Source organism: Litorivita sp. NS0012-18 (assembly GCF_040371945.1).
In the GTDB taxonomy this organism is placed as follows: domain Bacteria; phylum Pseudomonadota; class Alphaproteobacteria; order Rhodobacterales; family Rhodobacteraceae; genus Litorivita.
The window spans coordinates 1,638,796-1,664,063 of sequence record NZ_BAABWS010000001.1; the positions used below are offsets into that span (position 1 = coordinate 1,638,796).

Below are 25,268 nucleotides of genomic sequence, written 5' to 3' on the forward strand. Positions count from 1 at the left end.
CGCGAGTCGCCTGTGCCCAATCGCAACCTCGAAAACCGGTAGCCGATCATGTCCGACACAGCCCAATCCTCGCTGCGCGGTGCGCTGACTGCTTTGCTCGCCTTTGCGGTCTTTTCGGTGCATGACGCCGTGATCAAATCCTTGGGCGCGACCTATTCGGCCTTCCAGATCGTGTTCTTCTCGGTGCTCTTCGGCTTTCCGCTGATCACCGTCATGTTGATCCGCGACCGCACCGATGGCAATCTGCGGCCCAAGCGCCCGCTGTGGACGGCGCTGCGCACATTGTTTGCGACCATCGCCACAGTCAGCGTCTTTTACGCCTTCTCGGCCCTGCCCTTGACGCAAACCTATGCCATCCTTTTCGCCATGCCGCTGATCATCACCCTCGCCGCGATCCCGATTTTGGGCGAACGGGTCGGATGGCGGCGCGGGCTGGCGATTGTGATCGGATTGGCCGGAGTTCTCGTCGTCCTGCAACCCGGAGCGACCGCGCTCAATCTGGGCCATGCAGCGGCGCTTTCGGCGGCGGTGTTTTCCTCGCTGGCTTCGGTGATCGTGCGCAAGATCGGCCATGAAGAGCGCAGCGCGGTCTTGCTGCTCTATCCGATGCTGGCCAATTTCGTGATCATGGGGGCGATATTGCCCTTCGTCTATGTCCCCGTCGCCCCCGCCGATATGGGCGCTCTGGCGGCGCTGGCGGCTTTGGCCTTTGCCGCGCTCTTGATCCAGATCAGCGCCTATCGCCGCGCGCGCGCCGCCATCGTCGCCCCGATGCAATATTCGCAAATCATCTGGGCCGCCTTGTTCGGTGCGCTGTTTTTCGACGAATACCCCAACATTTACACCGCCATCGGCGCCGTGATCATCATCGCCAGCGGCATCTATATCGTCCTGCGCGAGGACGGATCATCGAGCGCCCAAACACCGGTCCTGCGCACCCAAAGCCGCTATGGCGCGGGGACTTTGGCCCGCATCAGCCTGCTGCAAGGCTTTTGGCGCAAAGCCGGTTGAGCCGCGTTTGTTTTATCTTGTCAAACCCGCGCGCGCGTATTAAGCCGCCCCTCACGGTCGGGCTGTAGCGCAGCCTGGTAGCGCACCTGCTTCGGGAGCAGGGGGTCGGAGGTTCGAATCCTCTCAGCCCGACCAAACCTCACCCCCCATCATAGCCGCCATGCCACCGCCTCTTGCGCGGCGCTCATGCACCTCGGCTGGCCTCGGGCTTGCCCTTGCCCTCGGGCGCAACCGTGGCCTTGGGCGCTCCCTTGGCCTTGGCCGCCTGCCCATCGCTTGCGACCACGGTTCGCTGCGCCATCGCCGCCAAAGGCGCGCCTTGGCCCGTATAGGCCGCAACCGCCGCCACAAGCCGCGCCAAAGCCTCGGTCGAGGAGGGTTTGAGGCTGTCGTAGGCTTGGAAATCATGGGGCATATCGGGCCATAGATCGAGCATCACCTCCGCACCTTTGACCGCCTGACCTTGGGCAAAGTCGATGATCATATCGCGCAGCACCTCGCGCCCGCCCGCTTGCAAATAGATCGGGGCCAGCCCCGCGAAATCATACGAGACAGGCGAAAGCGCCGCGCGCCCGAAGCGCGCGTCAGGGTCGAGCCATCGGCCGAATTGCAACGCCATCCACCCCTGCACCAGATCATAGCGGTCATTGCAGCGAAGGCTCGCGCCGCGCGGGCCGATATCGGTCCAAGGGCAAAGCCCGATGCAAAGCGCCGGTTGCTCCAGAGCCTCCGATTTGAGCCGTTGCAGCAGCATCAACGCCATATGCCCGCCCGCGCTATCGCCAACCACGACGATCTGCTGCGCCTGCGCCCTCTCGCGCAGGTAGCGCCACGCGGCCAAAGCATCATCCGATTGCGCCGGATGCGGATGCTCGGGGGTCAAACGGTAGTCGGGCGCAAAGACCCGCGCGCCGGTGTGATGGGCCAGCATCTGCGCAAACCGCGCCGAGACCGCGCCGTGAAACGTATATCCGCCGCCATGCAGATAGAGGATCACCGCCTTTGAGGCCGCGCGGCGCGGCACGTACCAATGCCCGCGCGGCGCGGCGCAGGCCTCGGCGGTGACCTCGTAAACATCATCCGTCGAGGTTTGCAGCGCATCGAACAAGAGCCGCCCGCGCGCCATATCGCGCATCCGCATAGCGCGGGTGAATTGCCGCCGCCAAAAGCGGATACCGGTCTCGAACTGCGCGCTCCAGCTTGGCTCCATCTTGCGGCCCAAAGCATGGCGCGCATAGCTCGCCACGGCGATCGCGCCCAGCGCCACAGAACTCTCGATACGAAAACGCACAGGTCCGCTATAGGTGATCTTGGCCATCCGGCCCTCCGTTGTCTGATCTGTTCCACCACAGATTTGCCAGCGCCCGCCCGCGCGATATAGAATGATTGCGGCAAACCGGAGTTGTCCCATGCGCCCCAGATCGCTTTTGCTCTACGCCCCGCCCTCTTTGGCAAGCTGTTGTTTCGCGGCCATTTTTCGCGACACCCGCGGGGCGGATTTGACGGATGCAGAGCGGGTCAACCATTTTCCCGCCTCGCCTTTGGTGGCGCTCACCTATGTGATCGAGGGCGATCTGCACCTGCTGCGCGCAGGCGAGAGCCTTGCGCAGGCACAGCGCCGCGCGCCCCTGCCGCGCCTGTCGCTGATACCGCCGCAAGACGGGCCGACCTCAAGCTGGAGCGCCGGACCGCTCGCGGCGGTGACCATCGGTTTTTATCACGATGCTTGGATAAAACTGACCGGCGGCGCGGAGCAGGCAAAGGCGCCCGCCGATGTGCCCGCCGCCATACCAGCCCCTGTGCCAAACTCTGTGCCCAGGGATGTGCCCGCCGATGTGCCCCAATGGCTCGCAAAGGCCTGCCGCACCTTTGGCCCTGCGGACGATCCCGCCGCGGGCTGGGACAGGTTTTGCGCCCTCGCCGCCCCGCATTGGGCCGATGCGCGCGGCGCGGGGCCTTGGCCCGACTGGACGGGCGCTTTGCGGCTGGGCGATTGGAGCCGCTCGATTCTCACCCGCGCCGCCACATCCGGCAGGGGCCGCAGCCTGCGCGCGCTGGAGCGGCGGATCAAACGGTGGAGCGGGCAAACACGGCAAAGCCTCGCCTTCTACCGCAACTTCGAGGATTTGCACCGCCTGTCCTCGCAAAACCCCGCCGCACCTTTGGCGCAACTGGCGCTCGAGGCGGGCTATGCCGATCAATCCCACATGGGCCGCGCCCTGCGCCGCGCCACGGGGTTCACCCCCGCACAGATCAACCGGCGCATCGAGCAAGACGAAGCCTTTTGGTGCTATCGCCTGCTGTCACAGCGGTTTTGACCGCGCCTTCGGACGCGGCCGATCCTGCGCGCTTCGCAGCGCTCAGGCTCAGGCTTTCTCGAAAATCGCCGCGAGGCCCTGACCGCCGCCGATGCACATGGTCTCGATCCCGAAACAGGCGTCGCGGCGCTCCATATTGCGCAGCAATCCGGCCAGAATACGGCCCCCCGTGGCCCCGACCGGATGACCCAAGGAGATACCCGAGCCGCTGACATTCATCCGCTCGAAGTCCTGCGCGGTCAGGCCCCACTCCTTGGTGCAGGCCAGAACCTGCGCGGCAAATGCCTCGTTCAATTCGATCAGGTCCATGTCCTTGAGCGCCAGTTCGGCGCGCGCCAATGCCTTTTGCACCGCAGGCACGGGGCCGATGCCCATGACCTTGGGCGCGACCCCCGCCACGGCCCAGCTTTTGAGCGTCGCAAGCGGTTTGAGCCCCAATTGATCGGCCCGCGCGCGGGTGGTCACAACGCAGGCCGAAGCGCCATCATTCTGGCCGCTCGCATTGCCTGCCGTCACGGTCGAATTTGGGTCGGCGCGCAAGCGGATCGGCTTGAGCGCAGAGAGTTTTTCGAGGCTGATATCGGGGCGCGGATGTTCGTCGCGGTCAAACAGCGTCGTGCCCTTTTTGCGGTCCGTGACCGGCACGGCGATGATTTCGTCGTCAAACAGGCCCGCCTCCTGCGCCGCGATCGCACGGCGATGCGATTCGAGCGCGAATTCGTCCTGCGCCTCGCGCGAGATATGATGGCTTTCGCGCAGGTTTTCGGCGGTCTCCAACATGCCGCCCGGAACGGGGAAGTTGATGCCCCCCGCCGTCACGCGCCCCTGTGCAAGCGCATCGTAAAATTCCAGCGACGTGCCCTGAATCCCCCACCGCGATTTGGTCGAATAGAAGGGCGCGTTCGACATCGATTCCGCCCCGCCCGCAATGACAACCTCCGACCCGCCGGTGGCGACCTGCATCACGGCGTTGATCACCGCCTGCAACCCCGAGCCGCAGCGCCGGTCGATTTGATAACCGCCGGTTTCAATCGAAAGCCCCGCATCAAGACCGACCACGCGCCCCAGCGCCGGCGCATCCATCGACGGGTAGCATTGCGCAAAGATCACGTCATCGACCTGATCCCTGAGCGCGTCGCACCGCGCCAACAGTCCCTCGATAACAATCCGGCCAAGCTCATGCGCCTGCAGCGATTTGAACTGCCCCCCGAACCGGCCAACGGGCGTGCGAACCGGTTCGCAAATGACAACATCGTTCAACATGATTTGGAATCCTTTTGGGTCAGGCAGATCGGCGCCCGCCACCGCAAGGGCGCAGGGTCCGGTCAGGGCCAGATGAAATCTGCCCATAGTTTCACACAGTGGAACAGACTGCGCAATCCCAAATTTCCGGCTTAACCCAGCATCGGTTGCAAGCTGCGGCTCAGATGCACGAGGCGCGGGCCGACATCTTGCTCTAGCGCCTCGATGGTCGCCGCGAACCGAGGACCGGCGGCATTGAGCGCCAAGGCAACGCTGCCATCCTCGGAAAACAGCGGCACCCCGACGCCGCGCGTATCGTCCTGCCAATCGCCGTCCACGATGCAAAATCCGCACGCATCAATCTGCGCAAGACTGCTCTCGATCGCCTCCTTGAGCGCGGGCCATTCTGCGCCATAACGCCGTTCGAACGTGTTGAACAAAATCGCGCGCTCCATCTCCGACAGGCCCCACAAGAAAGCGCGGCCCAGCGAGGTTTTTGCCATTTCGACGCGGCTGCCGACATCAAGACGCAAGGACATCATACCCAAGGGATGACAGGCATCCACATAGATCATGCTAGAACGATCACGGCTTCCAAGCGCCACGGTCAACCCCACCTCACGCGCCAGATCCTCCATATAACCTTTTGATAAAGCGCGCGTTTTCATGCTCGACAAAACCGGATAGCCCAGCGCGAGAATCGCAGGGGTCAGCTCGAATTTGCCAAGACGGGGATTGAGCGCAAGAAATCCGAGCTGGTTGAGCGTATGGGTCAACCGCGACACCGTGGCCTTTGGCAATCCGGTGATTTCGCTCAACTCGGTATTGCCCAAGGGCGCGGGCCGCCCGCTGAAGGCACGCAAAATCTCCAAACCGCGCGCCAAGGACCAATTGAACTTGGGGTCGTTCTTGAGAGTCTCGCTTAGATCCTGATCGTCATAAATCAGTTGCACCGCCGAGCTTGAGGCATGTTTTGCATTGGCCTCGCCCGCGTCGCGTTTTGGCGGCGTCTCGGAGGGACCGGAAGATTTTGCGGGGCGCTTTGCCATGGATGCGGAGCCTTTTTCTAAAGACAGAGCCTGATGAGCGGCGTCTTGGCGCTACTTAAACCTATTTGAGCGCGCTTGTCGAATGCGCGCCACGGTTCTTGACATTCTGCGATCACAGTTTCACTAAGTGGAACAACATATGATCACCTTCCAACCAACATAGCAGGACACAGCAGATGAGCGCACATGTAGACGAGGATACCTTTCAACAGATCAAGCAGATGGTCCGGCGCTTTACCCATGAGCGGCTGATCCCGACCGAGCAGGAGGTCGAAGAGACGGACGCGCTTCCCGAAAGCCTTGTCGATGAGATGAAGGAACTTGGACTGTTCGGTCTGTCCGTGCCGGAGCAATACGGCGGTATGGGGTTGAGCTTGACGCAGGAATTCGAGGTGATTGCCGAGGTCGGTCAGGCCGCGCTCGCCTTTCGCTCGGTCTTTGGCACCAACGTCGGGATCGGTTCGCAGGGCATCGTGATCGATGGCACCAAAGAGCAAAAGCAACAATGGCTTCCCGGCCTTGCCACGGGCGATGTGATCGCATCCTTTGCCCTTACGGAACCCGATGCGGGTTCGGATGCGGGGGGGCTGAGCACCCGTGCTCTGCGCGACGGCGATGATTTCGTGATCAATGGCACCAAACGCTATATCACCAACGCAAATCGCGCGACCATCCTGTCGCTCATGGCGCGCACCGACCCCGATCAAAAGGGCGCGCGCGGGATCAGCGCCTTTATCGTGCCGACCGACACCCAAGGCATCACCATCGGCAAGCACGACAAGAAGATGGGCCAAAAAGGCACCCGCACCTGCGACATCACCTTTGAGAATGTGCGCGTGCCAGCGGCCAATATCATCGGCGGGACCGAGCGGCTCAACCAAGGGTTCAAAACCGCGATGAAAGTGTTGGATCGCGGGCGCATCCATATGGCGGCGCTCGCTGTGGGTCAGGCGCGCCGCCTGATCAACGAGGCAGCAGGCTATGCCATTGACCGCAAGCAGTTCGGCCAGTCGATTTCGCAATTCCAGCTCGTGCAGGCGATGCTCGCCGACAGTCGGGCCGAACTTTACGCCTCCGAGACCATGGCGCGCGATGCGGCGCGCAAATTCGACGCGGGCGAGCCGATCACAACGGAGGCCGCCTGTGTCAAAATGTTCTCCACAGAGGCCGTTGGCCGTATCGCCGACCGCGCCGTGCAGATTTTCGGCGGCGCAGGCTATATGAGCGAATACCCCGTAGAGCGGATCTACCGCGATGTGCGTTTGATGCGGATTTACGAGGGCACGACGCAGATCCAGCAATTGATCATTGCGCGCAATTTGATCGCCGATCACACCAACGGCACGCGCCTCTAGGGCGCAGCCTCGGAGGGCGCTCAGCGGCGCCTTTTGGGACAACGAAGTGCAGTTGGCCAAGCGCGATCTCCATTGCGCTTGGCGGCTCGAAGTGATCCGCCAGTCCTGCCGCTAGAGCCGGTGCTTCGCCGGCCTAGGCGCCCTTGATCGCGCCGCGAGAGCGGGCAAATACATTTGTCTCGATCAAGCCCGCTGCCTCCTTCAACCCGATGGCCGCGGCCCTAAGCGTCTCGACGTCGGTTTGCCCTGCGATGGTGATCGCGCTGAGCCCCAACCGCGGGTGCCCGTCCCCGTCACAGGCAATCGCCGCCGCAATGTTGAGGCCGATAAACAGATTTCCAAAGTCGAAGGCATATCCGGTTTCGCGCGCCTCTTGGATGTCGTTCCAGTAGTGGTCGAAACCTGGTGCAGCCTGCCATTGCAACTTTGCGTATTCGGCCTTGGCCTCATCCTCTGTCACATCAAGCCGCGCCGCATACACCCGCCCCACCGCGCCAATCATCGCCGGAAGCCGCGAGCCGGTTTCCATACGGGCATGAACGATTTTTGACGGGGTCACACTGTCGATCAAAACGATCCGCTGGCTTTCGGTTACATGCCAAAGCGCCACCATCACGCTGTGTTCGCTGGCAAGATTATACAGCAAGGGCCGGATCAGATCATTGGGATTGGCCCCCAAAATCGGCGCGACGATCTCCAATATCCCCATACCGATCCGGTAGGTTTTATCCTTGGGCTCGAAGGTCACGAAGCCTTCTTTTGTTAGCGTTTTCAGTATGTTGAACGTTGTGGAAACGCTCAACCCCGTAGCCCGCGCCATGGGCGCGACCCCTTCGGCGCTGCTCGTCATGGCCATCCGGCGCAGAAGTTTCACAGCGTTTTCAACGGCTGGAACGGATTTTGAAGGGGGCGTTGATGACATCACATTTTCCTTGCAGAAAGCCTTTCAGTATAGGAAAACACATGCAGTGCAAGCGTTCCCGTGATTCGTTAATGGTACATGTCGCCCAGCAACACAAACGCAGGGGCGCGCTTGCCGGCAAAGAAACTTGGGAGGGTGTGTTCTTTGAGCAAGCGAAAACAGGCTGCGATTTTCCGTATGTCGGGGCACCTGTGCGGGTGAGCGCCCGAAGCGCCAAGCCGGTACGGCCGTCGCGGCGCGCTTGACCCCGCGCAAGACCATCCACCGATTTTCACCGCCAGAATTGATAGGGAGAACAAGATGCACTGCCAATGTGTTCACGAATTCGGAAAGCCGCTACAGGCCGAAGACCGCGCCGACATGGAGCCGCAAGGAAGTGAAGTCATTTTGAAAGTGACGGCGGCAGGCGTCTGTCATACCGACCTGCATCTGCGCGAGGGCGGCTTTGATCTCGGCCACGGCAAACGGATGGCCTACAAGGATCGCGGCGTCTCTTTGCCCGTGGTGCCGGGGCATGAAACAACCGGCACACTCGTCGCCGCAGGCCCCGATGCGGGCGACATCGACCCCGATGCGCAATATGTAGTCTACCCTTGGTGCGGCTGCGGCACATGCCCGAGTTGCCAGCGCGGCGAGGAGCAGCTTTGCGCCACTCCGGCCTTTTTGGGCATTCAAAGCGATGGCGGCTATGCCACCCATATTCGCGTTCCCCATCCCAGATACCTGTTTGATATCCGCGATCTCGATCCGGCCTTTGCCGCGCCTCTCGCCTGTTCGGGGCTGACGACCTATGCGGCGCTGAAAAAGGTGGAGCATCTGCTCGCGGAGCACCGGTTGGTGTTGATTGGCGGCGGCGGGCTTGGGCTGATGTGTTTGCAACTGCTCAAAGCGCGCGGGGCCAAAGCGCCGGTCGTGGTGGACATCGACCCGTCCAAACGCGCCGCGGCACGAGAGGCGGGGGCCGCTGCGGCGGTGGACCCAAAAGACGACGACGCAATCGCGCAAATTCACAAAGCCTGCGGCGGCGCGCCGATGGGCGCCATTGATTTCGTCGGCGCCCCGCAAACTGCCGCGCTCGGATTTGATGTTTTGGGCAGGGGCGGCACCCTTGTCATGGTCGGCCTGTTCGGCGGCGCGGCGCCTTGGGCCTTACCCTTGATCCCCGCCAAAAGCATCACCGTATGCGGCAGCTACACCGGATCGCTTTCGGATTTTGCACAGCTGATGGAGCTCGTCCATAGCGGTGCGTTAACCGCCATCCCGTCCAAAACATGGCCGCTCTCACAGGCCGAGGAGGTCATGAATATGCTCGAAGAAGGGAAGATCTTAGGCCGCGCCTTGCTTGACCCCAAGCGCTGACGCGCCTGCTTGGCATGTCGCGGGGCAAGCATTTCGATAGCGCCCCGCAAACTGCCAAAGCCAGTGAAAGACAAACACCCAACGCGCAGCCCGTTTGCGCGATTGGAGGGGTGCGCCTTATCGGCACCCGCCCCGCACAGCATTGGGTGCCGACACAAGCCGGCGCCAACACGTCACGATCAACAGGAGGAAAATATGACCCATACAACCAAATTTACATCCAAGATTGCAGGGCTTGGCCTTGCCGCCATGCTCTGCGCGACGGGCCTGTCTGCACAGACGCTCAAATATGCGATCGGCTTCCCGCCCGGCGGCGCGGCAACAGATGGCGTTGCGCAGTTCAATGAAAAACTCTCTGCCGAGGGTGACGTTTCGCTGAAGGTTTTCGAACTTTCCTTGCTCAACCTCAAAGAAACCCCACCGGGTGTGCGCGACGGTCTGGCCGATGCGGGCTATATCATCACCGCCTATTATCCGGCCGAATTCTCCGAAACCAACCTGCCCGTCGAAATGTCGATGCTTGCGACCGTCGGAACTCCCACCGCCTCGTCCGGCGCGGTCATGGCAGGTGTGGTGTCGGAATATGTGATGCTGCATTGCCCTGACTGCCAGACACAGTTCAAACGCGAAAACCAAGTGTTCCTTGGCGCGATCGGCACCTCGGAATACGTCAACCTGTGCACCACGCCGATCCGTTCGGTCGAGGACCTAAAGGGCAAGAAAATGCGCTCGGCGCTCTCGGCCATGGGCCGTTGGGCCGAAAGCTTCGGCGCCACCAAAGTGTCGCTGCCGGCCAATGACATCTATGAGGCCATGTCCCAAGGCGTCGTCGATTGCACGATGATTTCAGCGCCCGAGCTGGGCAACCTGCAGCTGTTCGATGTGACGAAATATATCACTCTCAATGTTCCGGGCGGCTCTTTCTCGGGCGTTGGCGCGCTCAACGTGAACCTTGATGTGTGGCGCGACATGTCGCCGGAAAACCGCGCGCGTCTGATTTCGATGGCCTCGTTCAACTCTGCGGCGACGACAGTGAACTACTCCGACGCGGCGTTTTCGGACATCGAAAAAGCCAAAGGCATGGGGATCGAGGTGATCGAAGCGCCGCAAGCTCTGCGCGATGCGACAGAGGCCTTTGTGAAGCAGGATATCGAGGTGATCAAATCCAACTTCACCAATGACTACGGCCTCAAGAATGTTGACGAAAAAGTCGAGACAATCATCGCTTTGATCGAGAAGTGGAAAGGGCTGACCAACGACGTCTACGACGACAAAGACGCCTTGGCCAAAGTCTATCACGACGAGATCTTCGCCAAGGTTTCGGCCGACAACTACAACATGGACTAAGCCAAATGAAGAGGCAGGCGCTGGCCTGCCTCTTTTGCTTTGCAAGGAGAGTGTGATGAAGAAACTAGGCGATATTCTGGCCGCAGTGGCCGCGGCTTATGCCGTGATTGGCGCGGTGGCGATTGCCCTGATGATGCTCCACATCACTGCCGATGTGATTGGAAAATTCGTTTTCAACCGCCCCTTGCCGGGGACCATCCCGATCGTGTCACAGTTCTATATGGTGATTGCGACGTTCCTGCCCTTGGCCATGGTTGAACGCGCCAACGGGCATATCTCGGTCGAGATCATCGTCACCCATTTTCCCAAGCGCGTGCAAGATTTCATTGCCATGCTGGCTTCGGCCCTTGGCACCATCATATTCGCCCTTCTGACGTGGCGCGCCCTGATCGAGGCCGGACGCAAATATGACGTCGGCACCTTCAGCTACGAGAACGGCCACAAGGTCCTCACGTGGCCGACTTATTACATTGTGCCCATTGGCACCGCCCTGCTCACCCTTGTGCTGTTTTACAAGCTCGCCTGCTATTTCACCGGCCACAGCGACGGGCCCGAAACCGGCGATGATCTTGCGACAAAGGGAGCCGCATAATGCCTTCCCTCACCCGTCTTGAAGCCCCCATAAAGAACGAGAAATACCATGACTGATGTGCAGATCGGATATGCCGGTGTCGCCCTCCTTTTGGCGTTGATCGCCTTGCGCGCGCCCATTGGCCTTGCGTTGATCTCCGTCTCCTTCGGCGGCATCTGGTTGCTGGTCGGCGAGCGGGCCGCCTTTGGCGCGCTGGGGGTGTTTCCCTACGCCTTCTCGGCGACTTGGCATCTGTCGTCCATTCCCATGTTCGTCCTGATGGGGTTCTTTTGCTTTCACGCGGGCCTGACCAAAGGCCTCTTCGGCGCAGCGCGGCTGTGGCTTTCGGCGCTGCCAGGCGGTCTCGCGATTGCTGGCGTTTTGGGCTGTGCGGGGTTTGCGGCGGTGACCGGATCGTCAGTTGCCTGCGCCGCCGCAATGGGGCGGATCGCCGTGCCCGAGATGCTGCGCCATCGCTATGATCCGGGCCTTGCCACCGGATCGATTGCCGCCGCCGGCACCATTGGCGCGCTGATCCCGCCCTCGATCCTGTTCATCCTGTTCGGCATCATCGCCAAAGTGCCCGTGGGACAGCTGTTCCTTGGCGGGCTTGCGGTCGGCCTTTTGACCGCAGCGGCCTATAGCGCCGTGATCATGCTGCGCGTGCTGCGCAATCCGCAGCTTGCCCCCAAGATCGAAGAAGAGATCAGTTGGAAAATGCGCTTTGTCGCGCTTGGCGGAGTCTGGCCGGTTCTGGTCTTGATCTTTGGCGTGTTCGGCGGGCTTTTCGCAGGGATTTTCACCCCGACCGAAGCTGGCGGTATCGGTGCGTCCTTGTCCTTGCTGATTGCGGTGCTCAAACGCTCGATCAGCCTGCGCGGGATCTGGACCTCCTTGATGGAGACCCTGACGATCTCTGCCTCGATCTTCATCATCGCCATCGGGGCGAGCATGCTGACCCGCTTTTTTGCCTATTCGGGCGCCGGAGACGAAATCGCACAGATGGTGGACGGCATGGGCGTCAGCCCGCTGTTTTTGATCCTCGCGATCGCCTTGCTCTATATCCTCTTGGGGATGTTCCTCGAGCCGATTGGCGCGATGCTTCTGACCTTGCCGATCCTTCTGCCCTTGATCGAGGCCGCCGATATCAGCCTGCTTTGGTTCGGGGTTTTGGTGGCAAAACTGTTGGAAATCGGAATGATCACGCCGCCCATCGGGTTGAATGTTTTTGTGCTCAAAGGCGTCATGGGCGACCAGATCGCGATCAGCACGATCTTCAAAGGCGTGATGTGGTTCATCTGTGCCGATGTGCTGATCATCGCGCTGATGGTGGCCTTCCCCGATTTCGTCTTGTTCCTGCCAGCCCTGCTACAGTGACCCTCCCCTTCCTCTCTCGATAGAAAGCGATCTCATGTATCCCAATACCCAACTTTTCATTGATGGAACGTGGCGCGACGGCGCGGATGGCAAAACCGGCGAGGTGCATAATCCCGCCACCGGCGCGCGTATCGGGCACTATGCGATGGCCGAGGCCTCGGACCTCGAAGACGCCGTAAAGGCCGCCGAACGCAGCTTTGCGCCGTGGCGCGACACCTCGGCCTTTGACCGCTCGGCGCTGATGCGCCGCGCCGCCACATTGCTGCGCGACCGCGCGGCGCAAATCGCACCGATCCTGACCGCGGAAATGGGCAAACCGCTTGGCGAGGCGACGGCAGAGGTCGCCTCGGCTGCCGACCTTATGGATTGGTTCGCCGAGGAAGCGCGCCGCGTCTATGGCCGCGTGATCCCCGCACGCTCGCCCGATGTCACCCAACTGTCGCTCAAACAACCCGTCGGCCCCGTCGCCGCGTTTACGCCGTGGAATTTCCCGCTCTCGCAACTGGTGCGCAAAGTCGGCCCCGCCCTCGCGGCAGGCTGTAGCCTTGTGGCCAAACCCGCCGAAGACACGCCCGCCGCGCCCGCCGCCCTCGCTCAGGCATTGGCCGATGCCGGCCTGCCTGCGGGGGTTTTGAACATCGTCTACGGGGTTCCGCATGAGGTTTCTGAATATCTGATCCCGCACCCCGCGATCCGCAAAATCTCTTTCACCGGTTCGGTGCCTGTGGGCAAACATATCGCGGCGCTGGCCGGTCAGCATATGAAACGCACGACGATGGAATTGGGCGGGCATAGCCCCGTTCTGGTCTTTGAGGACGCCGATATCGACGCCGCAGCCAAAGCAATCGCAGGGTTCAAATTTCGCAACGCGGGGCAGGTGTGCATCTCGCCGTTGCGCGTAATGGTCGAGCGCGGTGCCTATGACGCCTTTGCCGCGGCCTTCCGCCGCGAAGTCGAAAGCCTGACCTGCGGGGACGGGATGGACCCCAAAAACACCATGGGTCCGCTGGTCAGCAAACGCAGGCTCGACGCCGTCAGCGACTTGATCGCCGAGGCCATCGCGCAGGGCGCACAGGCGCTGACCGGCGGTGCGCCAGTTGAGGGCGACGGATTTTTCTACGCACCCACAATCCTCGCGCAGGTCAATCCGGCCTCGCGTATTTTGCATGAAGAGCCTTTCGGTCCGGTTGCCACTCTCGCCGCATTCGACACAATCGAAGAGGCAATCACGCGGTCCAACAGCCTCAACTACGGTCTCGCCGCCTATGCGTTCACCACCTCGATCCGCACCTCGCAGCGCCTGCAAAACGAGATGGAGGCCGGAATGCTGGCGATCAACCACACTTTGCTTGGTCTGCCGGAACTGCATGTCGGCGGGGTCAAGGATTCGGGCTATGGCTCGGAGGGCGGCGCAGAAGCGATCGAGGCCTACCTTGTGACCAAACTGGTCACACAGGCCGCTTAACCGATAGGCCGCGCCCCATCCATGATCGGGCGCATGAACAATACCAAAGATACAAAGACGCAAAGGCATCACCATGACCCAGATCACCATGGAGCAAAAATTCGCTTCGCTTTCCGGCCTATTGGAGCCAAAATCCGTGGCGGTGATTGGCGCCTCCGGCGATCCCACGCGCATTGGCGGGCGCCCGATAGCGGCAATGCTGCGCGCCGGTTACGCGGGGCGGATTTTGCCGGTAAACCCCAAACGCGATCAGGTGCAGGGGCTGACCTGCTACGCCTCGGTTGCCGATCTTCCCGAAACGCCGGATGCCGCCTTGATCGCGGTGCCTGCGGCGCATGCGGCGGGCGTCATCGAAGCGCTTGGCCAGCGCGGCTGCAAGGTTGCAACCTTGTTTTCCGCAGGCTTTGCCGAGCTTGGCGAAAAAGGCCTTGCGATGCAGGCGCAGATCATCGAGATCGCGCATAAATACGGCATGCGTCTTTTGGGGCCGAACACCCTTGGCGTCTATAATGTCAGCCTCAATTACTACGGCACGTTTTCCTCGTCGCTCGACACCGGTCTGCCGCTGGCAGGCAACATCGGCATCGCCAGCCAATCAGGCGCCTTCGGGGCGCATCTGGCCGCGCTGGCGCGCGATCAGGGGCTTGGGGCCTCGGTATTGGTCACCACCGGAAACGAGGCCGATATCACCGTCGGCGAGGCCATCGGATGGATGGCGCAAAGCGAGACCGTCGATGTGATCTGCACCTATCACGAGGGCATCAATAGGCCCGAAAACCTGCTTGCCGCGCTTGATCTTGCCCGCGCTGCAGGCAAGCCTGTGTTCATGCTCAAAGGCGGGCGCAGCAAGCTCGGCTCAAGCGCTGCGGCCTCGCATACGGCCTCGCTGACGGGCGATACGGTTGTGGCGGATGCGGTGCTGCGCGATCACGGGGTGATCCGCGTGCAAGACAGCGAACAGATGCTCGACTTTGCCTATATGGCGCATCAAAAAATCTATCCCAGCGCCAATTCTATGGGCTTTATTACCGTCAGCGGCGGCGCGGGGATCGTGGCCAGCGACGAGGCCGAAGACCTCGGCCTTCCCATGCCGCCCATGCCCGCCAGCGCGCAGGCCGAACTTAAAGAGCTGCTGCCGATCTGCTCGCCGCTCAACCCGCTCGATTGCACCGCCCAAGCGATCAACGATCCGGCCCTGTTGGAAAAATTCACCCGCGCGGCGTTGGAGCAAGGCGGCTATGCCTCGGTCTTGTGTTTCATGACCTATGTGGCGGGCGGCAAAGACCTCGCGCCGGTCATTTTGGAGGCGCTCAAACCGCTGCGCGCCGACTACCATGATCGATTGATCGTCTTTTGCGCCATCGGCCCGCGCGAGGTCATCAAGACCTATGAGGATGCGGGCTTCCCCGTCTTTGCCGATCTCAGCCGCGCGGTGCGTGCGCTTCATGCAATGGGCAGGGTGCGCGACATCATCGACAGCCCAGCCCCCGATATGTCCCTGCCGCAAGGCGCCGCGAATGTCGCCCTGCCCGCCGCGACCCCTGATGAATTCGAGGCCAAGAAAATCCTCGAACAGGCCGGATTGCGGGCCGCACCCGAACGTGCAGTCTCCAGCGCCGAGGATGCGGCCACGGCAGCGGCAGAGATCGGATTTCCGGTGGTCATGAAGATCCTCTCGCCCGATATCTTGCACAAATCCGATATTGGCGGCGTCAAGCTCGGCATCAGTGATGCGCAAAGCGCCAAAGAGGCTTACGGCGCGATCATGGCCGCCGCCGCCGCGCATGCCCCAAACGCACAGGTCACCGGCGTTTTGGTGGCAAAGCAGCTTTCGGGCGGGGTGGAATGCCTGATGGGGATCAACCGCGATCCCAGTTTCGGACCGGTCGCGGCCTTTGGGCTGGGCGGAATCTTCGTTGAAATCCTTGATGATGTGGTGATCCGGCGCTGCCCCTTTGATGTGGCAACTGCGCGTGAGATGATCCTCTCGATCAAGGCCGTCTCGATCCTGACTGGCGCGCGCGGGCGTGAACCGGTCGATATCGATGCCTTGGCCGAGATGTTGTCGAAACTGTCGGTCTTTGCCGCCTGCGCCGGTCCGCGGCTTGTGTCGGTCGATCTCAACCCCGTCGTGGCAATGCCCGAAGGCGCCTTTGCTCTGGATGCGGTGATCGAACTGGATGACGGGGCGCAGGCAAGCTAGGGCAGGCAGCCAATAGCCGCGAATGAAAACGCCCCGCGTGTTACCCGCGGGGCGTTTTCATGAAACGTCAGCACGCTGCGGTTTGCGCCGCCCGCTCCAACACAAGATGCGCCCGCGCGATCACCGGCGCATCGACCATCGCGCCTTGATACATGGCGACGCCGCTGCTGTTTGACGCGCCCGCCGCGATGATCCCCTTGGCCCATTCGATCTCGGCCTCGCTCGGCCTGAAGCCCTGTTTTGCAGGTTCGATCTGCGCCGGATGGATCAGCAATTTGCCCTTGAACCCCATCTCGCAGCTATAGCGCGCCTGCTCCGTGACCTGCGCCCCGTCATGCGCATCGGGCGTGACCCCGTCTATGGGCGCTGGTTTACGTGCAAGCGCGGCTGCCAGAACCAGCTCGGCCCGCGCATGGGCCAAGGCCTGCTTGGTGTGCGCGCAATCAAGGCTGATCGCATAATCGAGCGAGCCGAAATGCAACCGGTCAAACACCTGCGCCAACGCGCGGGCCTGCGCGATGCCCTTGACCGTCTCGACCAGCCCGATCAATTGAACGCCCGCGCCAAGGCGTTGCTTCAATTGCGCGGCATATTCGGGATCCTCGGCTTTGGGCAACACGATTGCCGCCGCGCCGCACGCGGTCACCATCGCCAGATCGGCCTCGAACCACGCTGTGCCGAGAGCATTGATCCGAACATATAGGGGCAGGCCCGCGGGCGCGCCAAGCTGCTGTGCCAAAGAGGCGCGCGCCGCGTCTTTCAAATCCGGCGCGACCGCATCTTCCAAATCCGCGATGACGCAGCTTGCTCCGCTCGCCCGCGCCTTGACCACACGGTCAGGGCGATGCGCGGGCGCAAAAAGCGGGAAGGACAGACCATCCGGACCCGCCACCGCTGCCTTGGGTGCCATCAAAAGGACCTCGGCAAGCCTAGCAAATGCTCGCCGACATAGGACAGGATCAGGTTGGTCGAGATCGGCGCAACCTGATAGAGCCGCGTTTCCTTGAACTTGCGTTCGACATCATATTCTTCGGCAAATCCAAATCCGCCATGGGTCTGCAAACAGGCATTGCCCGCCTCCCATGACGCATCCGCCGCCAGAAGTTTGGCCATATTGGCCTGCGCGCCGCACTCTTCGCGTGCATCGAACCGCCGGCAGGCTTCAAAACGCATCAGATTGGCCGCCTCGATGTTCACATAGGCCCGCGCAAGCGGAAACTGCACGCCTTGGTTTTGCCCGATCGGGCGGTCGAATACGACCCGCTCACCGGCGTAATCGCGCGCTTTTTCAATGAACCAATAGCCATCGCCAATACATTCCGCCGCAATCAACGTGCGCTCGGCATTCAACCCGTCAAGGATGTAGCGAAAGCCTTTGCCCTCCTCGCCGATCAGGTTCTCGGCGGGGATTTCGAGGTTGTCGAAAAACACCTCATAGGTCTCGTGCCCAACCATGTTCTTGATCGGATTGATCTGCATCCCGTGGCCCAGCGCCTGTTTGAGATCAACGATGAAAATCGACATGCCGTGGGATTTTCTTGTGACCTCGGACAGCGGCGTTGTGCGCGCCAAAAGGATCATCAAATCGGAATGCTCGATCCGGCTGATCCAGACCTTTTGCCCGTTCACGATGTATTTGTCGCCCTGCTTTTTGGCGACGGTCTTAAGCTTGGTGGTGTCGGTGCCGGTGGTCGGTTCGGTGACGGCCATCGATTGCAGGCGCAGTTCACCGCTGGCAATTTTGGGCAGATATTGGCGCTTTTGCGCGTCCGAGCCGTGGCGCAAAAGCGTGCCCATATTATACATCTGCCCATGGCAATGGCCCGCATTGCCGCCGCTGCGATTGATCTCTTCCATCACAATCGAGGCTTCGGTCAACCCCAGACCGGAGCCGCCGTATTCTTCGGGGATCATCGCCGCGAGCCAGCCATCACGGGTGAGCGCATCGATAAACGCGGCCGGATAGCTGCCCTGTGCGGCTTGGCTGCGGTGGTATTCGGCGGGGAACTCGGCGCAAAGCGCGCGCAAGGCTTCGCGAAGTTCATTGTGATCGGCAGAGGCGCTTGTGGGCAAGGACATGGGTATTTCCTGATTTGTTTGTCTGGGAACGGCTTGAAAAGGATGTCTTGGGCGCGACATCGCGCCCTATCGGGCGGTGTCCGGCGGAGCGCGCCATTCGACGGTCAACTGGGTTTGGGTCGTCACGGCGGCGGGTTTGCCATCTTGGCGCGAGATGGTGATTTGCCAAACCATCGTCTTGCGCCCCACATGCAACGGCACGCAGCGACCGGTGATCCGCTCGCCTATCGCAATGGGCCGGATAAAGTTCGTTTTGCTTTCAAGCGTGGTGGTGCTGTCATTGCCTGCGAGGTTCAGCGTGCTGGCCACGCCGCCCAAAGTGTCGGCAAAGCTCATCAAGGCTCCGCCATGCATCACGCCATTGCGATTGGCCATCTTGGCCGTAACGGTAAGGGCGCCGCACACCTGCTCGGGCTTGCAATCGGTCAACGCGACCCCGAGATCATTCGGGAAAGGCGGCAAGGTCCAGATATCGTCGTTCTTGCGCATGACGCGGCCCTAACCTTTGGCAAATTCTGCGCGGGCGGACTGGGTATGTTCACCCAAGGCGGGCACCGGACCAAAGGTCGGCATTTGCCCGTCCATCAAGGCACCAGGCGCGAGAAGCGTTACCGGACCGCTGGGAGTTTGGGCTTCGACAAACCGGTTTTGCGGGTGGTTGGCCAGATCATCCATCGTATTGACGCGGCCATTCGCGACCCCCGCCGATTGCAACATATCGGCCAGCGCGTCGCGCGGGTAGCGGGCGAAATGCGCCGCGACCAGCGCATCAAGCGCATCGCGGTTCTGCACCCGTTTTGTATTGCTCGCAAAACGCGGATCGCGCGCCAGCGCTTCATCGCCCAACACGTCAGAGCAAAATTTGACCCATTCGCGCTCGTTCTGGATCGAGAGCAAGACTTCCTTGCCATCCGACCCCGCAAAGGCGCCGTAGGGCGCGATCGTCGGATGGGACAGACCGCTGCGTTCCGGCGCTTTGCCGCCATAGGCGAATTGCAGATAGGGCACGTTCATCCAATCGGTCAGCGCATGGAACAGGCTCACCGCGATATGGCGCCCCTTGCCGGTCGCGCCGCGCCCGATCAACGCCTGAAGAACAGCTTGATGCGCCGTCATTCCGCAAGCGATGTCGCATACCGAAACCCCGACCCGCGCGGACCCCGCCATATTTCCGGTGATCGCCGACAGCCCGCTTTCCGCCTGCACGAGCAAATCATACGCCTTGCGCTTGGCATAGGGGCCGTCATCGCCATAGCCCGAGATCGAGACCGTGATCAGCTTGGGGTTTTGGGCCCGTAGATGCACCGGATCAAAGCCAAGCCGCTCAATCGCTCCGGGTGCGAGATTCTGTACAAACACATCCGCTTGCGCCAACATCGAAGAGAGCACCCGCTTGTCGGTCTCAAGGCGCAGATCAAGGCAAACGGATTCCTTGCCGCGGTTGAGCCAGACGAAATAGGCGCTTTCCCCATGCACCAGATCATCATACCCGCGCGCGAAATCGCCTTCTTCGCGCTCTACTTTGATCACTCGCGCCCCCGCCTCGGCAAGCCGCCCCGTAAGATAGGGGGCGGCCACCGCCTGCTCAATCGAAACGACCAAAAGTCCATCCAGATCACGTGTCATTGAATACTCCGAAAAAGCCGCGTTGCGCCGCAGTGTGGCACAAGACCGGCCGAGAGGCGTCATAAGAGAAAGCGTGCCGCGGTATCCGATTTACCTATGTGGACGCAGCGGCCGCATCGGGACCGCATGTGGCAAGGATTTCCTCCTCCGTGCGCTGCCAAAGTTCAAAGGCCATCGGATTGCGGGTTTCTTCCAAGATATGTCCCACCAGCCCGATGGCGCGCGACATCACGCCAAAGCCGCGAATGATCTCTTCGGGAAATCCGAACTCGCAACAGATCGCCCCGATGGCGCCGGTCGCATTGATCGGAAGCGTCTTCCCCGACGCCGCCTCGGCCTCTTTTTGGATCAATTGGATCAGCGCAACGTAATCGCCCGACATGCCGTTTTCGGCCGCTATGTCGAACAGGCGCGGGGTGCGTGGATCGACGGGCTTATGCACCGGATGCCCCAACCCAGACACGATTTTACGCGCGGCGCGATGCTCTGCGACGGTCTGTTTTGCGATGGCCGCAAGGTCCGCGCCCTTGCCAGCCTGCTCTGGCGGCAAGGCGGCATAAAGCATCTTTGACGCGCCCTCCATCGAGCCGACAAAAACCGTGCCAAGCCCGCAAAGCCCCGCCGCGACCGCCGCCTGAAGCGATTCCGGCGCGCCCATATAGGTCAACCGCGCCACCATCGCCGAAGGCGTGATCCCGTGTTCGACCAATGTCACCGCGATGGCGTTGAATACATTGGATTCCTGCTCCGTCGGCTTGCGCCCTGTCACCTGCATGAAAGCCATGTCGCCAAGGTTGATATGGCCAAGGATTTGCGAAGGCAAATCAAGTCCGTGGACCTGAATTTTATCCGGCGTGCTCCAACCGATGGCCGAGGTGATCGTATCTATGCGTTTGGGCATTTGTCTCTCCTTAAACCGGATCCCAGTGGAAAACGTCGGCCGACACATCCAGCGGCACAAAGCCCGCCTTGAGCGCTGGCATGGCATGATCGGCCACCGTTTCGGGCGTCCAACCTTCGCTGCGATGAACCGAGCGCAGCGGACGCGATTGGCTCATCACAAAAAGCTCGTTGTTGCGGCAGGTGAAGATTTGCCCCGTAACATCGCGCCCCGCATCCGAAGCGAGATAGACCGCCAGAGGCGCGATCTTGGCAGGCGACATTTCCTGAAGCTTCTTGACCCGCTCGGCCTGCTCGGGCGAATCCACCTTGATCGCCGATGTCATCCGGCTCCACGCGAAAGGCGCGATGCAATTGGAGGTCACATTCCACCGCTTCAGGTCGAGCGCCATAGATTTTGACAAGGCCGTGATGCCCATTTTAGCAGCCGAGTAATTCGCCTGCGCAAGATTTCCGATCAGGCCGGAGGTCGAGGTCATATTGATGATCGCCCCGCTTTCTTGGGCGCGGAATTGATCGGCTGCGGCGCGCGAGACATTGAATGCGCCGTACAGATGGACTTTGATCACTGCATCAAAATCTTCATAGGTCATCTTGTGGAAAAAACCGTCGCGCAGAATACCGGCATTGTTGATCACCGCATCGAGCCGCCCGAAAGCACCTACCGCATCGTCCACCATTTGCTTGGCCGCGTCTGGATCGCTCACGCTTCCTGCATTGGCAATCGCCTGTCCGCCTGCGGCTTCGATTTCCTTGACCACGCTTTGCGCGGCACCGGCGTTTTCACGGTCGCCCTTGAGCGAGGCGCCGATATCATTGACCACCACGGCCGCGCCCGCGCGCCCCGCCGCCAGCGCCAGATCGCGCCCGATGCCGCCGCCCGCACCCGTGATCAAAATCACCTTGTCTTTGAGGATTTCACTCATGTTTCATTCCTTTGGTTTGCTATTGAAAGACGGCACCATCGCACCGCCAAAAGGTTTCATATGGCCCTGAACGCGCGCACCGATCCCGCCATCATCTTCGAGATGCCCCATGATACGCGGCCCCTCATCGAGGTCGATCAAGGCGATCCGCCACGGCGGCGCTTCGGGGAAATCCTTGTGCGGTGCGCGGTGCTGGATCGTGACCGAATAGACCCGTCCGGCGCCCGCGCTCTCTTGCACCAGAAGCTCGCGGCCTCCGCATGAGGGGCAGCCCGACCGCGCCAAGACCCATTGATGCGCGCAGGAGGCACATTTTTGAAATTGAATAGCGCTCATGCAACCCGCTCCAGAACGAGGGAGACATGAGAGGACAAAATCCCCCCGTCGCCATGGATGAGCGCATGGGTCGGGGCGGCGGCGACCTGGCGCGGACCCGCCATGCCGCGCATCTGTAGCAAAGCCTCGCTGATATGCGCCATCGCGCCCGCCACGCCGCAATGCCCATAGGACAACAGGCCGCCATGGGTGTTGAGCGGCAAGTCCCCCACCGCATCAAACCGGCCCGCGCGCGCGTCCTTGCCCGCCTGCCCTGGCGCGCAAATACCGCATGCTTCGAGCAGCATCGCAAGCGTCACCGTAAAGCTGTCGTAGATCGCGAGGTATCCAATATCGTCGGCCGTCACCCCCGCCTCCAGAAGCGCGGCGGCGCAAGATTGCCGCGCCCCGCGCGCGAGATCATCGGGCGCTTCGGTGATATGCTGGTGGGTATGCGCTTGGCCCGCGCCGGTTATGGCCACGGCGGGGCCGCTGCCCGCCTCGGCCGAGACCAATACAGCCGCCCCACCATCGGAGATCGGGCAACAATCAAGAAGCTTCAAAGGCTCGGCAATCGGACGGGACGCTAGCACATCCGCTTCGGTAATCGGCGCGCTCAGATGTGCGCCGCGGGTGCGGGCGGCATTGTGCCGCATCAAGACCGCAAGCGCCGCAAGATGTGACGCCTGCGCGCCCGTCGTGTGAAGATAGCGCGCAGCAGCCAGCGCATAACAGGCCGGAACCGTCGCGCCTGTGGGCACTTCGCCTTGCGGGTGGGCAACCTGCGCAAGCGCTTGGACAGAGGCGTCGCGGCTTTGTCCTGTCAGACGGTTCTCGCCCGCCACCACCAGAACATTGCGGCATGTCCCCGAGGCCACAAGCAACCGTGCCAGATGGATCATACCCGCCCCCGTCGCGCCGCCCATCTGCACTGCCTGTGCAAACTGTGGCGTCAAACCGAAGCTTTCGGCGAAGCGCGTGGCGAGCATCAGATGCGGCAAGGTCGTCGCATAGCCGCACACCAGCCCGTCAATCGCGCCGCGCTCCATGCCGGCCGCGTCCAACACATGCTGCGCCGAAACGCGCATCAGCGAGAGCGGATCGGAGCCGTCATGACGCCCGAACGCAGTCGCATATGCGGCCCGCAAATAGGCCATCAACCACGCACCCTTGCCGCCAGCCGTGCAGCCCCCGACAGAACGAGACGCCCGTCCTCGGTTTTGACCTCAAGCCGGTAAAGCGCGCCGTCGTCTTGCGTGGCTTGGGCGGTCAAGGTCTGACCGATATAGGTTGGCGCCGTAAAACGAATATCGAGATCGGCGATATAAAACGCCCCGTCTGCCGCGCGGGACATCGCCTCCAAAATAAGGTTGAGCGCCATCGTCCCATGCGCAATCGGCCTGCCAAAAGCGGTCTTGGCTGCAAAAGCCTCATCAAGATGGATCGGGTTGAAATCTTGGGTCAGCGCGGCATAGCCCTCAGCCGCTTTCATGCTGGTCTGGATACTAATGGGGGCAATTGTTTCGGGAAATTGGATCATATCAGCCTCCTCATGCTGCCCAGATCGAGACCAGCTCGCCTTGCATCAATGCGCGGCCCTCAAGTGTCGCCGAGATCAGGAAGGTTACCCAAAACCGCCCTTTCTTTTGCTCTGCTTTGGCGATTTCTACGCGGTAGGTGATCGTGTCGTCCAAGGCTGCCTGCTCACCGGTGAAGGTCAGTTTTTGCGAGGCATGGACGTTGCCATTGGGGCGCGGTTGGATCGCCAGAAGATAGGCCTCCATCATGCCAGCGACGATCAACCCATCCGGCGCGATCCTGCCCTTGATCGAACCATAGACCGCCTCCCAACCCGCGACACGCTGCGCATCAAGCGTCACCTCGATGGCGCCAAAGCTCTGTCCGGCATGAAAGCGCTCAAAGGTCCAAAGCTCTTCGGATATCTCTTGGGTCATGGCAAAACACACTCGCTGTGTTGGGAGCGAAACGGACAGGGCGCGCCCGCGCGGGCGCGGCAAATGGCCTTGGGCGCCCTTATGGCGCGCACGGATTCATGTGGAGGTGTTGACAGGAGCATTGACTTTTCTCTTGGCGGAATGGCTTTCATCATACAGAATAACTTTCCGAGCACAAGACAGATTGCAGCCCTCACACAGAGCGCAAAATCTCTTAAAGCGCTGTAATAGGAGCCAAAATTGAAACCCCACCCGAAAACAGTTTTCCGAATCGGTCTTACCGTCGGAGGGACCAACGATGAGTGAGTGCCTGAAAATCGAGGAGCATCCGGATAACCTGCGGATGCTGGTCATGAATACACCAGCGCGGCGAAATGCCTTGAGCGACGAGATGCGCGAAGCCCTGCGTGCGGCGCTCACATCCGCCCACAATGATCCAAAGGTGCGCGCCATCGTGCTGAGCGGTGCAGAGGGTATCTTTTGTGCGGGCGGCGATATCAAGGCGATGGGACAGCCCGTCCCCATCGCGCTCAAACGTCTGGACATCCTGCACGATGTCGTGCGGCTGATCGCCCTTGGCCCCAAGCCGGTGGTCGCGGCGGTCGAGGGGGTTGCCTACGGCGCGGGCATGTCTTTGGCGCTGGCGTGTGATAGCGTCGTGGCGACCAAGACCGCGCGGTTTTGCGCATCGTTCTCGCGCATTGGCCTTGCGCCCGATTGCGGCCTTCTGTGGTCTTTGCCCCGCCGTGTCGGCCCTGCCTGCGCGCAGCAGATATTGATGGACGGCCGCGAGCGCAAAGGGATCGAGGCAATTGACATCGGCCTCGCCGATGTGCTCGCACAGGGAGATATACGCGCGGCAGCTTTGGCCCAAGCCGCGGCGTTGGTCCCCGCAGCATCGCGGCCAAACATCTATATCAAATCGATTATCGCCCAACATTTCGGTGATCTGAACGCCGTTCTGGCCGCAGAGCGCGAGGCGCAGGCCGCATTGTTTATGACCAAGGATCATGCCGAGGCCACTGCGGCCTTCCTCGAAAAACGCCCGCCGGTATTTACCGGATCATAGACGGGCCGCCACTTACAAGCTGCGCAATTGAGAGGTTCTGCGCGGTTCTTGGGTTTCGAAATTTGTCGTGCAAAGCCCCTGCGCAGAAGCGGCTTTGAGGTCCTCAGCCTGCAGGCGGGCCGAAGGGGTTTCTGCTGACGCCCGTTGTGATGAACCGGCAACCAAAGGCCGCACCGCCG

Annotated in this window: 24 protein-coding genes, 1 tRNA gene and 1 pseudogene; 11 read left to right on the forward strand and 15 right to left on the reverse strand. The window is 61.4% G+C overall.

All coding sequences use genetic code 11. From position 1 onward, the window contains the following. The first annotated feature begins 48 nt into the window (after window positions 1-48). Window positions 49-1,011 (forward strand): DMT family transporter, encoded by a 963-nt coding sequence (locus ABWV64_RS07870; RefSeq protein WP_353343796.1) that lies wholly within the window; start codon window positions 49-51, stop codon window positions 1,009-1,011. A 58-nt stretch (window positions 1,012-1,069) separates the two neighbouring features. After that, a tRNA-Pro gene (locus tag ABWV64_RS07875) sits at window positions 1,070-1,146 on the forward strand. A gap of 49 nt (window positions 1,147-1,195) precedes the next feature. Here the strand turns inward: ABWV64_RS07875 and ABWV64_RS07880 are convergent. Further along, a complete protein-coding gene (locus ABWV64_RS07880; protein WP_353343798.1) occupies window positions 1,196-2,329 on the reverse strand; it encodes an alpha/beta hydrolase in 1,134 nt (377 codons plus the stop codon). Between the two features lie 91 nt (window positions 2,330-2,420). Between ABWV64_RS07880 and ABWV64_RS07885 the strand changes: the two genes are divergently transcribed. After that, a complete protein-coding gene (locus ABWV64_RS07885) occupies window positions 2,421-3,329 on the forward strand; it encodes a helix-turn-helix domain-containing protein (RefSeq protein WP_353343800.1) in 909 nt (302 codons plus the stop codon). A gap of 48 nt (window positions 3,330-3,377) precedes the next feature. On the opposite strand, the gene ABWV64_RS07890 is transcribed toward ABWV64_RS07885, so the two are convergent. Continuing rightward, complete coding sequence (locus tag ABWV64_RS07890; RefSeq protein ID WP_353343802.1) at window positions 3,378-4,592, reverse strand: acetyl-CoA C-acetyltransferase; 1,215 nt, start codon at window positions 4,590-4,592, stop codon at window positions 3,378-3,380. Between the two features lie 131 nt (window positions 4,593-4,723). Next, window positions 4,724-5,620 carry an IclR family transcriptional regulator gene (locus ABWV64_RS07895; RefSeq protein ID WP_353343804.1) on the reverse strand — a complete coding sequence of 299 codons (897 nt, stop codon included), beginning with the start codon at window positions 5,618-5,620 and terminating at the stop codon, window positions 4,724-4,726. Between the two features lie 176 nt (window positions 5,621-5,796). On the opposite strand from ABWV64_RS07895, the gene ABWV64_RS07900 reads away from it, so the two are divergent. Continuing rightward, on the forward strand, window positions 5,797-6,975 hold the full coding sequence (locus tag ABWV64_RS07900; protein ID WP_353343806.1) for an acyl-CoA dehydrogenase family protein: 1,179 nt from the start codon (window positions 5,797-5,799) through the stop codon (window positions 6,973-6,975). Window positions 6,976-7,108: 133 nt separating this feature from the next. Here ABWV64_RS07900 and ABWV64_RS07905 read toward each other — a convergent pair whose 3' ends face one another. Together ABWV64_RS07905 and ABWV64_RS07910 are read right to left on the reverse strand one after the other, a co-directional pair. Continuing rightward, window positions 7,109-7,723, reverse strand: a complete 615-nt coding sequence (locus ABWV64_RS07905; protein WP_353344568.1) for an IclR family transcriptional regulator domain-containing protein — start codon at window positions 7,721-7,723, stop codon at window positions 7,109-7,111. Further along, a pseudogene (locus ABWV64_RS07910) lies at window positions 7,724-7,897 on the reverse strand (helix-turn-helix domain-containing protein); the annotation flags it as partial. Between the two features lie 300 nt (window positions 7,898-8,197). Between ABWV64_RS07910 and ABWV64_RS07915 the strand changes: the two are divergent. From ABWV64_RS07915 to ABWV64_RS07940, 6 genes are all read left to right on the forward strand, one after another. Further along, window positions 8,198-9,256, forward strand: a complete 1,059-nt coding sequence (locus ABWV64_RS07915) for an alcohol dehydrogenase (protein WP_353343808.1) — start codon at window positions 8,198-8,200, stop codon at window positions 9,254-9,256. Window positions 9,257-9,451: 195 nt separating this feature from the next. Further along, entirely contained in the window at window positions 9,452-10,603 is a 1,152-nt protein-coding gene (locus tag ABWV64_RS07920) for a C4-dicarboxylate TRAP transporter substrate-binding protein (protein ID WP_353343810.1), read from the forward strand. A gap of 55 nt (window positions 10,604-10,658) precedes the next feature. Further along, entirely contained in the window at window positions 10,659-11,195 is a 537-nt protein-coding gene (locus ABWV64_RS07925; RefSeq protein WP_353343812.1) for a TRAP transporter small permease, read from the forward strand. 48 nt (window positions 11,196-11,243) lie between these two features. Next, the gene (locus ABWV64_RS07930; RefSeq protein WP_353343814.1) at window positions 11,244-12,551 is read left to right on the forward strand and encodes a TRAP transporter large permease; all 1,308 of its coding nucleotides are present in this window, start codon (window positions 11,244-11,246) and stop codon (window positions 12,549-12,551) included. A 34-nt stretch (window positions 12,552-12,585) separates the two neighbouring features. Beyond that, window positions 12,586-14,016 carry an NAD-dependent succinate-semialdehyde dehydrogenase gene (locus ABWV64_RS07935; protein ID WP_353343816.1) on the forward strand — a complete coding sequence of 477 codons (1,431 nt, stop codon included), beginning with the start codon at window positions 12,586-12,588 and terminating at the stop codon, window positions 14,014-14,016. A 73-nt stretch (window positions 14,017-14,089) separates the two neighbouring features. After that, window positions 14,090-16,219, forward strand: coding sequence for an acetate--CoA ligase family protein (locus ABWV64_RS07940; protein WP_353343818.1), 2,130 nt, complete (start codon window positions 14,090-14,092; stop codon window positions 16,217-16,219). 67 nt (window positions 16,220-16,286) lie between these two features. Here ABWV64_RS07940 and ABWV64_RS07945 read toward each other — a convergent pair whose 3' ends face one another. The 10 genes from ABWV64_RS07945 to ABWV64_RS07990 all read right to left on the reverse strand — a co-directional run bounded on the left by ABWV64_RS07945 (window position 16,287) and on the right by ABWV64_RS07990 (window position 24,020). Next, the gene (locus ABWV64_RS07945) at window positions 16,287-17,129 is read right to left on the reverse strand and encodes an HpcH/HpaI aldolase/citrate lyase family protein (protein ID WP_353343820.1); all 843 of its coding nucleotides are present in this window, start codon (window positions 17,127-17,129) and stop codon (window positions 16,287-16,289) included. Continuing rightward, on the reverse strand, window positions 17,129-18,292 hold the full coding sequence (locus ABWV64_RS07950) for an acyl-CoA dehydrogenase family protein (protein WP_353344570.1): 1,164 nt from the start codon (window positions 18,290-18,292) through the stop codon (window positions 17,129-17,131). Before ABWV64_RS07950 ends, ABWV64_RS07945 begins: the two co-directional genes overlap by 1 nt. A 72-nt stretch (window positions 18,293-18,364) precedes the next feature. Continuing rightward, the gene (locus ABWV64_RS07955; RefSeq protein ID WP_353343822.1) at window positions 18,365-18,787 is read right to left on the reverse strand and encodes a PaaI family thioesterase; all 423 of its coding nucleotides are present in this window, start codon (window positions 18,785-18,787) and stop codon (window positions 18,365-18,367) included. Window positions 18,788-18,796: 9 nt separating this feature from the next. Then, the gene (locus ABWV64_RS07960; RefSeq protein ID WP_353343824.1) at window positions 18,797-19,924 is read right to left on the reverse strand and encodes a CaiB/BaiF CoA transferase family protein; all 1,128 of its coding nucleotides are present in this window, start codon (window positions 19,922-19,924) and stop codon (window positions 18,797-18,799) included. A gap of 94 nt (window positions 19,925-20,018) precedes the next feature. After that, window positions 20,019-20,825, reverse strand: coding sequence for a citryl-CoA lyase (locus ABWV64_RS07965; RefSeq protein ID WP_353343826.1), 807 nt, complete (start codon window positions 20,823-20,825; stop codon window positions 20,019-20,021). Between the two features lie 10 nt (window positions 20,826-20,835). Further along, window positions 20,836-21,750, reverse strand: coding sequence for an SDR family NAD(P)-dependent oxidoreductase (locus ABWV64_RS07970; protein WP_353343828.1), 915 nt, complete (start codon window positions 21,748-21,750; stop codon window positions 20,836-20,838). Between the two features lie 3 nt (window positions 21,751-21,753). Next, window positions 21,754-22,086 (reverse strand): Zn-ribbon domain-containing OB-fold protein, encoded by a 333-nt coding sequence (locus ABWV64_RS07975; protein ID WP_353343830.1) that lies wholly within the window; start codon window positions 22,084-22,086, stop codon window positions 21,754-21,756. After that, window positions 22,083-23,222 (reverse strand): thiolase family protein, encoded by a 1,140-nt coding sequence (locus tag ABWV64_RS07980; protein WP_353343832.1) that lies wholly within the window; start codon window positions 23,220-23,222, stop codon window positions 22,083-22,085. Before ABWV64_RS07980 ends, ABWV64_RS07975 begins: the two co-directional genes overlap by 4 nt. After that, window positions 23,222-23,605 (reverse strand): MaoC family dehydratase, encoded by a 384-nt coding sequence (locus ABWV64_RS07985; RefSeq protein ID WP_353343834.1) that lies wholly within the window; start codon window positions 23,603-23,605, stop codon window positions 23,222-23,224. The genes ABWV64_RS07980 and ABWV64_RS07985 overlap by 1 nt, the downstream gene beginning before the upstream one ends. A gap of 10 nt (window positions 23,606-23,615) precedes the next feature. Beyond that, window positions 23,616-24,020 (reverse strand): hypothetical protein, encoded by a 405-nt coding sequence (locus tag ABWV64_RS07990; protein ID WP_353343836.1) that lies wholly within the window; start codon window positions 24,018-24,020, stop codon window positions 23,616-23,618. A gap of 298 nt (window positions 24,021-24,318) precedes the next feature. Between ABWV64_RS07990 and ABWV64_RS07995 the strand changes: the two genes are divergently transcribed. Then, a complete protein-coding gene (locus tag ABWV64_RS07995) occupies window positions 24,319-25,089 on the forward strand; it encodes an enoyl-CoA hydratase/isomerase family protein (protein WP_353343838.1) in 771 nt (256 codons plus the stop codon). Window positions 25,090-25,268: the final 179 nt, after the last annotated feature.